The 9,288-nt window shown below is 48.6% G+C and carries 12 protein-coding genes; 2 read left to right on the top strand and 10 right to left on the bottom strand.

Annotated features, from left to right (window positions below):
- The 3 genes from BM613_RS12265 to BM613_RS12255 all read right to left on the bottom strand — a co-directional run.
- Nucleotides 1-119 (bottom strand): MerR family transcriptional regulator (locus BM613_RS12265; RefSeq protein WP_146192811.1); only part of this gene is annotated, 119 nt, incomplete at its 3' end.
- The gene (locus BM613_RS12260) at nucleotides 94-291 is read right to left on the bottom strand and encodes a hypothetical protein (protein ID WP_181363125.1); all 198 of its coding nucleotides are present in this window, start codon (nucleotides 289-291) and stop codon (nucleotides 94-96) included. The genes BM613_RS12260 and BM613_RS12265, both read right to left, overlap by 26 nt.
- Nucleotides 292-414: 123 nt before the next feature.
- Entirely contained in the window at nucleotides 415-1,566 is a 1,152-nt protein-coding gene (locus BM613_RS12255) for an MFS transporter (protein WP_109431469.1), read from the bottom strand.
- A gap of 123 nt (nucleotides 1,567-1,689) precedes the next feature.
- On the opposite strand from BM613_RS12255, the gene BM613_RS12250 reads away from it, so the two are divergent.
- Both BM613_RS12250 and BM613_RS12245 read left to right on the top strand, forming a co-directional pair.
- Entirely contained in the window at nucleotides 1,690-1,908 is a 219-nt protein-coding gene (locus BM613_RS12250; RefSeq protein WP_109431468.1) for a PadR family transcriptional regulator, read from the top strand.
- The gene (locus tag BM613_RS12245) at nucleotides 1,886-2,176 is read left to right on the top strand and encodes a hypothetical protein (RefSeq protein ID WP_109431467.1); all 291 of its coding nucleotides are present in this window, start codon (nucleotides 1,886-1,888) and stop codon (nucleotides 2,174-2,176) included. Before BM613_RS12250 ends, BM613_RS12245 begins: the two co-directional genes overlap by 23 nt.
- A 16-nt stretch (nucleotides 2,177-2,192) precedes the next feature.
- Here BM613_RS12245 and rfbC read toward each other — a convergent pair whose 3' ends face one another.
- The 7 genes from rfbC to BM613_RS12210 form a co-directional block, all read right to left on the bottom strand.
- Nucleotides 2,193-2,732, bottom strand: a complete 540-nt coding sequence (gene rfbC / locus BM613_RS12240; protein WP_281267861.1) for a dTDP-4-dehydrorhamnose 3,5-epimerase — start codon at nucleotides 2,730-2,732, stop codon at nucleotides 2,193-2,195.
- Complete coding sequence (gene rfbD / locus BM613_RS12235; RefSeq protein ID WP_109431466.1) at nucleotides 2,716-3,597, bottom strand: dTDP-4-dehydrorhamnose reductase; 882 nt, start codon at nucleotides 3,595-3,597, stop codon at nucleotides 2,716-2,718. Before rfbD ends, rfbC begins: the two co-directional genes overlap by 17 nt.
- Entirely contained in the window at nucleotides 3,594-4,616 is a 1,023-nt protein-coding gene (gene rfbB / locus BM613_RS12230) for a dTDP-glucose 4,6-dehydratase (RefSeq protein WP_109431465.1), read from the bottom strand. Before rfbB ends, rfbD begins: the two co-directional genes overlap by 4 nt.
- Nucleotides 4,617-4,729: 113 nt before the next feature.
- Entirely contained in the window at nucleotides 4,730-5,683 is a 954-nt protein-coding gene (locus BM613_RS12225; protein WP_109431464.1) for a GDP-mannose 4,6-dehydratase, read from the bottom strand.
- Nucleotides 5,684-5,694: 11 nt separating this feature from the next.
- Nucleotides 5,695-6,666, bottom strand: coding sequence for a GDP-mannose 4,6-dehydratase (gene gmd / locus BM613_RS12220; RefSeq protein ID WP_109431463.1), 972 nt, complete (start codon nucleotides 6,664-6,666; stop codon nucleotides 5,695-5,697).
- A gap of 125 nt (nucleotides 6,667-6,791) precedes the next feature.
- Nucleotides 6,792-7,802: a class I SAM-dependent methyltransferase gene (locus tag BM613_RS12215; protein ID WP_219930686.1), complete on the bottom strand. Its 1,011-nt coding sequence runs from the start codon at nucleotides 7,800-7,802 to the stop codon at nucleotides 6,792-6,794.
- A gap of 82 nt (nucleotides 7,803-7,884) precedes the next feature.
- The gene (locus tag BM613_RS12210; protein ID WP_109431461.1) at nucleotides 7,885-9,282 is read right to left on the bottom strand and encodes a sugar phosphate nucleotidyltransferase; all 1,398 of its coding nucleotides are present in this window, start codon (nucleotides 9,280-9,282) and stop codon (nucleotides 7,885-7,887) included.
- Between the last annotated feature and the right edge of the window lie 6 nt (nucleotides 9,283-9,288).

Genomic DNA, 9,288 nt, shown 5'->3' with positions numbered 1-9,288 from the left:
TGGCCTCCAGGAGTAATTTCATCCGGTTGCAAACGCCCTTCTTTTTCCCAACGACGGAGCGTCGAGATGGAGACTCCAAGTATCTTTGAGGCTTCACCTATCGTTGCTAATCTGTCCATATGAATAGTATAACCTAGTTTTAGATAGATTCAATAAAAACTGTTCAAACCCTTGTGGATGCAAAAGCACGGAGGGAATCGAAACAAAGAGGTTAACAATCATCCCAAAGACAAACTCAATCCCAAGCACGATTGCGATCAAAATAGAAAATGGATGCAGTTGTTTCCCCATGTATGCATCTGCTACTAAAAACATAGACAAAAGCACGCATTCCATGGTTTTCCTTCTTCTCCGTGTTCATTGTGTAGTAGCAGATGTTTCACCTCTTTTCTTTTTGTTTCCAGATTGGCGAGTTTAGGCTTGCAAGGTGGCCTGCGCTGCTGCCCTGCGTCGATAGATCACAAGCAAACTAAGCCCCAAAAAGGTAATCCCCGCCGTTACGAGATATGGGAAACTCGGATGGATTTGATACAATGCCGTAGCAAAAATAGGCCCAACAATGCGCGCCAAATTATCCGTGGAAGAAAGAAACCCATTGGCCAGCCCAAATCCTGCTTTTGTTTGTTTCGTAATCAACGAAGTCAAAAGTGGGCGAATCAGCGTGTTACTCGCGCTAAAAACGGTCATAAACAAAGCGGCCGTCCAGAAATTTGACGACAAAAGGATCAGTAAAAGTCCAAGTCCAGAAACGCTCATTCCAAGAAACAAGACAGGCAACTCTTTGCCATGCTTCACATATCGCTGAACAAATCCTCCTTGCACAATGGCTGCGCCAAGACCTGAGAGAAAAAACATACCCCCGATTTCACTCGCAGTTGCACCAATTTTTAAGATCTCAAAATACTGGAATGTCCCCTCTAAACAGGATACTGCAAACTGTGCTACAAATTCTACGAAATAGAGATACTTTAAGGAACCCGCAAGCGCAAGCGTCCACGAGCGACGTTGCAAAAGCGAGGCTTCTCCCCCTCTAGCTCCATCACGCGGAGCTTCGCGCAAAGCGAGCCCGCCCCACAGCGCATTGCCAACAGCTAGTGCCGCTGCAACAAAAAACGGCGTGCGAAGCCCAAAATGCGACAAAAACCCGCCGACCCCAGGACCGATAATAAATCCCATGCCAATCGCTGCGCCAGCCAGCGCCATGCCCCGCGTACGCTCTTCCACCCCCGTGACATCCGCGATGTACGCCATCGCCGTCGCCGAGACCGCACCAGAAAACCCACCGCCAATGACACGCGACACATACATCAACCAGATCATGTGCTCGGCCAAACCAAATAACAGGAAACTTAGAGCAAAACCCAGAAGCCCAGCCACCAACACGGGTTTTCGACCTACGCGATCTGAGAGATGCCCCCACAGCGGAGAAGTGAGCAACGCAATGACTGAATAAAGAGCTAACATCAACCCCAACTGCAATGGAGAAGCGCCGATTTGTTTGACCATCAGCGGCAAGACAGGAATGAGTAACCCAAACCCAATAAAAACCGTAAGTAACATCGACAAAATGACGATCAGTTTCTTAAACAGAGCCCATCCCCCCTAGTGAACGGTTGGCGTTGCTGCATTCACCACTCACAAATATTCCGCGCATGACTAATCACATTCAGATTATAGATCGGCATTTTGATGATGCAAAGCGCACACGGCGATCAAATCAACGACATGAAAAAATCGACTGCTTATGCCTTGTTAGAGCGGATGAGTCGATCGGGTCTTGTGAGTGTAGAGTTGCTGCAAGAAGGGAATCGGCCTTTACGTAAAGTGTTTTCAATCACAGCAGAAGGCAAAAAAGCAATTTTTCACACTTTTACGCAAAAATCTCATGCGCTCGGATTTGCCGATTGATCCTGGGGAGATGGGGTTGTTATTTCTTGAACCCCTGCCAAAAGAGGAAGTCATAGACCTGCTCCGCGTGCGCTTGCAGAATCTGTATAAGCAAATCGAGTCTCTAGAAAACACCCCCAAACACAAACATTACTTGGGCTTTGCGCTCTCGCTGGACCATCGCCTCATGCACATGCAAGTCGAAGTCGACTGGTTGACCAAAGTGATCCAACAACTCACAGAAGCACCTCCACAAACCGATCAGCAGGAAGACTCCAATCGCCCGTGAACAGCCGACGCCGCGCCTACAGTTCGGCTGCCGCGAGAACTGGATGACGTTGATCCTTCTCTGACAGAATCGGCTGCGAAACAGGCCATTCAATGCCTACATCTGGATCGTTCCACAAAATGCCGCGATCGTGTGCAGGAGAATAGGATTCATCGACCTTGTAGAAGACTTCTGTGTTTGGAACAAGCGTACAAAACCCATGCGCAAAACCTTTTGGCACCAGCAGTTGACGAAAATTGTGCGCCGACAGCAAGAATCCGGCCCACTGTCCAAACGTCGGCGATGCTTTGCGCAGATCGACAACGACATCATAGATGGCGCCTGTCAGTACACGCACTAGCTTCGTTTGCGCTTTTGGCGCTAACTGATAATGCAACCCCCGCAGGGTCCCAGGCGCTTGTGAAAGCGAATGGTTATCCTGTACAAACTGCACCTGCAGTCCCCATTCGACAAAATCCTGCGCCTTAAAGCTCTCCATAAAAAAACCGCGCGCATCCATGTGCACGACAGGCTCTAGCAACAACACGCCGCCAAATGTTTCACTGATGATCCGCAAAATCCTTCACTCCTTTTGCTGTCGTGCGATACGCTTGCAAAAAGGCATCAAGCGCCTCAGGCCACGGACGCAAATCAGACAGCCCTTGTGCACGCAGCGCAAGATGGTCGAGCACGGAATAGCGCGGGCGCGGCGCGGGACGCATAAAAGCTTCCGTCGTACACGGTGTCACACGCACGGACAGCCCCGCCAGCGCAAAAATCGCCTGTGCAAACTCATACCACGAACAAGCGCCCGTATTGGATGCGTGATAAATCCCGTAAAACTCTGTGCCCACAAGGTCAAGAACAAAGTTCGCCAAATCTACCGTGTACGTTGGCGACCCGACTTGATCTTGTACGACTTGCACAGTGTGCTGCTCACGGCCAAGTTCCAACATCGTTTTTACGAAATTTGCACCATGGAGACCATAGAGCCACGACGTGCGCACGATATAGTGCTTATGACTGAGTTGCTGCACCAGTTGCTCACCAGCGAATTTTGATTTCCCGTACACCGTCTTCGGATGGGGCATGTCATACTCCCCATAAGGCTGTGTCGCCTCCCCGTCAAACACATAGTCCGTACTCACATAACACAGCCGCGCATCCAATTCATTGGCCACAAGCGCGAGATTGCGTGTGCCATATGCATTGACCGCAAACGCACGCTCAACCTCTGACTCTGCCGCATCTACTGCGGTATAGGCTGCCGCGTGTACAATCACATCAGGTTGCAGCGCATGCAACTGTGAGCGCACAGACGAAAGCTGTGTGACATCAAGTTCAGCGCGCCCAAGCCCCACCATGTCATGCTGCTTTATTGCCCCTTGCAACAACAGATCTTGCCCCAGTTGTCCATTGGCCCCCGTGACGACAATTTTCACTGCCCATCCCCCAATCGCTCGCCATACTGCTGCTGGTAATACGCCTGGTACGAGCCATCGCGGATCGCTTCCCACCAGGACCGATGAGACAGATACCACTGAATCGTCTCGCGAATCCCCGCTTCAAACGTGTACTTCGGTTGCCACGCAAGCTCGCGCTGGATCTTCGTCGGATCCATCGCATAGCGCCGGTCGTGCCCCGGCCGATCCTGCACAAAGCGAATCAGCGAAGCTGGCTTGCCAAGTGCCTGTAAGATCGTTTGAACCACCACAAGATTCGTCCGTTCATTGTGCCCGCCAATGTTGTATACCTCACCTGGCTTGCCGCGCGCGACCACTGCATCAATCCCTGCGCAGTGATCTTTTACATGCAGCCAATCTCGCACATTTTGGCCATCCCCATAAACAGGGAGCGGACGATCTTCGAGCGCGTGAATAATCATCAGCGGGATCAACTTCTCGGGAAATTGATACGGACCGTAGTTGTTTGAACAGCGCGTGATGAAAACAGGCAACCCATACGTTTCATGATAGGCGCGCACGAGCAGATCCGCCGCCGCCTTGCTCGCCGAATAGGGGCTGTTTGGCGCAAGCGGCGTCTCTTCTGTAAAGTAGCCCTCGTTGCCAAGCGTCCCATACACCTCGTCCGTAGATACTTGGACAAACTTCTGTACCCCGTGTTTGCGGGCCGCATCAAGCAGCACCTGCGTGCCCAGTACGTTTGTTTTGACAAAGCGCGAAGGGTCCAAGATACTGCGATCGACATGCGACTCTGCCGCAAAATTCACGACCACATCCACCCCTTGCGCAAACACCTCCTCCATCTGCTGCACTGCTGTGATATCTGCATGGACAAATTGATAGCGCGGCTCGTGCGTCAGATCCTGCAACGTCGCAAGGCTCGCTGCATATGTTAGTGCGTCGACATTCACAACCTCTACATCCTTATGCTGCTGCAACACATAGCGGATATAGTTGCTCCCTATAAAACCATAGCCCCCCGTAACCAGCAGTTTCATTGCGCAACTCCTTTCTTTGAGGAATTTATCGCAAAATCGCATGTAGGAAGCTAATTTAGGTGTATGTATCTAGTTTATGAGCAGTGACTCTCCATAAAACACGAATCCACGATTCAATCAAAAAACGATTCATTCCATAACTCAAGGAGTGAATCCTTCATCGAATAGCGCGGTTCCCAGCCCGTTGTGCGCTGTAAGAGCGTGGAATCTCCGACTACAACGTCATCATCAGTTCGTGAACTCTGTTCTAAAGCAGAGATGAGTTGCACATCTTTAAGCCCTGCAACCTCATGCACGAGTAGATCAATGATCTCTTGCACTCGAATGCCTTTTCCAGATGCCACATTCACAATACTGCCCGACTGAAAATCGCGCATAATCAGTTGATAAGCTGCCACCACATCCCGTACATCGGTAAAATCACGCACGGAGTGGAGCTTCCCCACCTCAAGTTGTGGCACTTCCCCACTGCCGATCCTGGCAAGACTCTGCTTTAAGCGATAGACCAGATCAGGACAAACAAAACCCCTCATTTGACCTGGGCCCGTATGGTTAAATGGCCGAACCATAACCACGTCCAATCCTTTTGCATAGAGAGACCATAAAAACGCTTCAGCGCTCGCCTTACTCGCCCCATACTCCGAACTTGGCTGTACAGGAGTCGATTCTGTGAGAATGTGACTGTGAGTCGCGTCATACACTCCTGCGGAACTGACATAGAGCAGTCTCGCATCTTTTCCACAAGTCTCTAAGATCGATTTGCCTAGAAAATAGGCGCCTAAACTATTTAAGCGAAAATACTCTTGCACTGAGACGCCAAATGTCTTTGCTATGCCCGCCAGATGATAGGTTTGTTCGGGACGAACGGCTTGGATCAGCGATTGAATCGAACGTTCATCCCCAAGGTCAAATGGATACACTTGAGCGTTGAATTCTCTCGTGAATTCAGTAGCTACCTCATCGATTCGATGCACTCCAGCGAACAATTCAACATCAGATTGTTGACCCAGCAAGCGAATCAGATGCCGTCCCGCAAAGCCATTTGCCCCAGTCACCAATATCCGCATGTTTGCACCGCCTAAATCCCTTGACGTCGTAGATCTTCTTTTACCATGAGCGCGGCCAATTCATCGAGCGCCATCTGTGACTCCCACCCCAAAACATCCTTTGCCTTTTGAGGGTTCCCAATCAAGAGATCAACTTCCGCTGGGCGCGAAAATTGGGGATCCGTTTTCACATAATCTTGCCACGATGAAATCCCCGCTGCTGCAAAAGCCAGTTCCACAAAGTCCCGAACAGAATGCGTCTTCCCTGTGGCGATCACAAAATCCTGCGGCTCATCCTGTTGCAACATTAACCACATCGCATACACATACTCACGGGCATATCCCCAGTCACGCTTGGCGTCAAGATTGCCTAAGACGAGTTCATTGAGTTTCCCTGCCCGAATCCGCGCCACTGCATCGGTAATCTTGCGGGTAACAAATTCGATCCCGCGAAGAGGAGACTCGTGATTAAAAAGAATTCCTGCACACGCGAATAGTTGATAGGATTCACGATAATTCACGGTCATCCAATGACCGTAGAGCTTTGCAACCCCATAAGGACTTCGTGGATAAAAAGGCGTTTTTTCTGTCTGTGGAACTTCCTGCACCTTACCAAACAACTCACTCGTGCTCGCTTGATAGAAACGAGCTTTCGGATGTGCGATGCGTACTGCTTCAAGCAGATTGGCAACTCCAATCCCAGTGATTTGCGCTGTGAGCAAGGGTTGTTCAAAGGAGACGCCGACAAAACTCTGCGCAGCCAAATTATAAATTTCATCTGGAGTATATTTTTGTAATACGCGAATTTGATTTGATAGATCTTCTACATCCATCGTTTCTAATAGAACGCGCGACTCGATCCCCAAATACCGCAGTCGCCACGTATCTAATCCACTTGTTCTGCGATAAGTTCCCACCACACGATATCCCTTTTGTAAAAGCAATTCAGCCAAATACGCGCCGTCCTGACCCGTGATTCCGGTAATTAAGGCTGTCTTTTGCATTGAATTCACATTCCCTCATTTGAATTTTTATAGTCAACTCATCTATGATAAAGATGCTAGATTGTTCTATTTGATTTTTTAAGTTAAAAAATTCACGATCTCTGCCATTTATGAAGAGAGAAACACTACTCACCGCCTCGTAGATTCCTCTCAAGTTCAATCACTTTTCTTTCTGCTGCGATCGCTCTTTGTTCCGACTTATAAACTTGTAGCTCCAACGACTCTGATCTTTCAACTGATTCCCGTATTCGAATCTCCATCTCTACTATTTTCTTCTCTACTTCACTTGCTGAGCGGATCGCTTCTAAAGCGCGGCGATTCACTTCCTTCATTGCTTGGGCTGTTTGCTGCACTTGATTCTCCAAGTTTAAGATCCGTTGCTCAAACACGCCCTCAAGCATTTCTAAAGAAACCCCATAATTCTTTGCAAAGGCCTCTTCAAATCGCGCAAGAACTGAAGGAAGAGCGTTTTTTTGTGCGACAATCGCATAATCTGGACTCACCCCACCGATCACATCACTCAGCGAGAATTTTTCCCTTGCATAGAGTTCCTGCGGTTCCTGTAAGCGCAGGACTTTCACCCTGCTAAATCCATAAAATTCAGCCAGGAAAGAAAGCAATAGTGGAGGAAGAGGGCGCTGATGCGTAGGATCGAGATAAAAATTCGCCGTAGCTACCTGGATGTTTTCCGGATTAGGTGTTTCTAAGATTAGGAATCCACCGGGCTTTAAAACGCGGAGTGCTTGTTCAAAAATTGCCTGCAAGGCTTCGAAAGGCAAGTGTTCCGCGATGTGAAAACCTGAGACAACCACTTGACTCTCCTTTGGTAGATCACGCAAAGCTGTGACCGCATCCATCTCCGCTACGGAAAATCCTCTTTCTTTACATGCCATAAGCATGCCACGATCAAGGTCCACACCAAAAGGTTGGAATCTGTATTCCGTCAATAGCTCCAACCATTCCCCTCTTCCACACCCTAGATCAATCGTTTGACACTCCGGATAAATCGTTTGTAAAGGAAGGATAAAAGGAAGATAGGCTTGTAACCGAGATTTAATTAATTCGCGAGATCCTCGATAACGATCTTCAAATGCGCGATAAAAGTTGTGCTGACCACTCAGATCTTGCATATTCATCCAAAACCCCATCCTTATGATCTTTTTTGTTGCATGTGAAATGACTCATCCCCATACTAAACAATCCTCGAAAAAGATGAAACTAGAATTCATGCAAGATCATTGAGTTCTTGCTGCGGGATAAGCTTGTCCCAATAAACTGCTCAATCTCTTCCCACGTGATAAACCTGCGGGCAATGTCATCCTCAGACAAGTCCATTCCTCTTTGAACCTCAACAAACTCTAGCTCCTCAAGTGCTTTAACCGCATGCCATTGGCTGCGTTCAATCTTCATCACAGATCCAGGTACGATCTCAAACAGCTTTTTATCAACTGCAAAAATCCCTCTACCCCGAACAACCGTCCATGTCTCTTCGTGATTTTGGTGCATGTGATAGCTGATGCTTTTTTGTGCATCCATGCGAATGTAACGAACCTGCATTTCCCCGCCATCAGGCAGATGCCGATGTTCGATCACACGATAATCTCCCCAACGACGCTCCACATACATCGGTCGAAGTTGTAGAGACTGGGAATATTCCTTTACCCCAACACTGTGTTGTTTATCCGCGACGAGAATCCCATCTGGCGTGGAGATGACGACGAGATCGTGTGTACCCGCAACAATAACTGGCGTATGTAGTTCATTGATCACATGCGTATTGACGTTATCCACCATCACTCCATTGCCAATCAAGGGTTGGGTTAGTTCTGAGGTCATCACATCCCACGTGCCAAGATCCTTCCATAGGCCGCGATACGGCAACACCACGGCCGATGAAACTTTTTCAACCACTTCATAATCAAAACTGATCTTTGGCATCTCTGTCCAGTGGTTGCGCATCTCCTGATAGGTAGTCGGATAACCATGATCGGATAGCCAGTCAAGCAAAAAACTACTCCGGTACGCAAATACCCCGCAATTCCATAAAGCGCCTTCTTCAATGAGTTGTTGCGCGCGATCGAGCTTCGGCTTTTCAACGAAACTCGTAACGTTGAGATATGGCTCTGTTGCAGAACGATCCACTGAAATATACCCGAACTTTGAGGAAGGGGCCGTAGGATGAACTCCGATCAGCGCGATGTCCACCCCATCTTCTTTTGTATATTTTTCTAATAAATGAAATGCTTCAAAAAAGGAGAGCTCGACATAGGGATCAATCGGCATCACAATGATTGACTCATCTTTATAATGTAAGACCTCCTGGAGATATAAAGTAGCAAGCGCAATCGCCGGAAAAGTATCTTTCGAAGAAGGTTCCTCGATCATCGGAACCGTGCCCACTTGATTCTGGATAAGGTCGGAGTGAACTGGACTCGCGCAAATATACGCATCTTGAGCTAATCCAGACCGCTCAAGTTGCTTCCATACGCGCTGCAGCATAGAGATTCGGTTGCCCTGTTCATCGGTTAACAAGCGCAGAAACTGTTTGGAACGCACTTCATTGGACATAGGGAAAAGCCGTTTCCCCGAACCCCCTGACAAAAGTACAATCTTCAACTGCAT

The organism is Sulfoacidibacillus thermotolerans, assembly GCF_003144315.1.
Classification (GTDB): Bacteria; Bacillota; Bacilli; order Alicyclobacillales; family SLC66; genus Sulfoacidibacillus; species Sulfoacidibacillus thermotolerans.
Note: the sequence above shows the minus strand (reverse complement) of the source record. Positions and strands in the feature narration are given on the sequence as shown.

Excerpts from the sequence above, each read along its gene's own strand:
- BM613_RS12245 (WP_109431467.1), top strand. The coding sequence starts at position 1,886 with ATGCGCTCGGATTTGCCGATTGATCCTGGGGAGATGGGGTTGTTATTT.
- gmd (WP_109431463.1), bottom strand. The coding sequence starts at position 6,666 with ATGCAAAAGACAGCCTTAATTACCGGAATCACGGGTCAGGACGGCGCG.
- BM613_RS12250 (WP_109431468.1), top strand. The coding sequence starts at position 1,690 with ATGATGCAAAGCGCACACGGCGATCAAATCAACGACATGAAAAAATCG.
- BM613_RS12225 (WP_109431464.1), bottom strand. The coding sequence starts at position 5,683 with ATGCGGATATTGGTGACTGGGGCAAATGGCTTTGCGGGACGGCATCTG.
- rfbB (WP_109431465.1), bottom strand. The coding sequence starts at position 4,616 with ATGAAACTGCTGGTTACGGGGGGCTATGGTTTTATAGGGAGCAACTAT.
- BM613_RS12215 (WP_219930686.1), bottom strand. The coding sequence starts at position 7,802 with ATGAATATGCAAGATCTGAGTGGTCAGCACAACTTTTATCGCGCATTT.
- BM613_RS12260 (WP_181363125.1), bottom strand. The coding sequence starts at position 291 with ATGGGGAAACAACTGCATCCATTTTCTATTTTGATCGCAATCGTGCTT.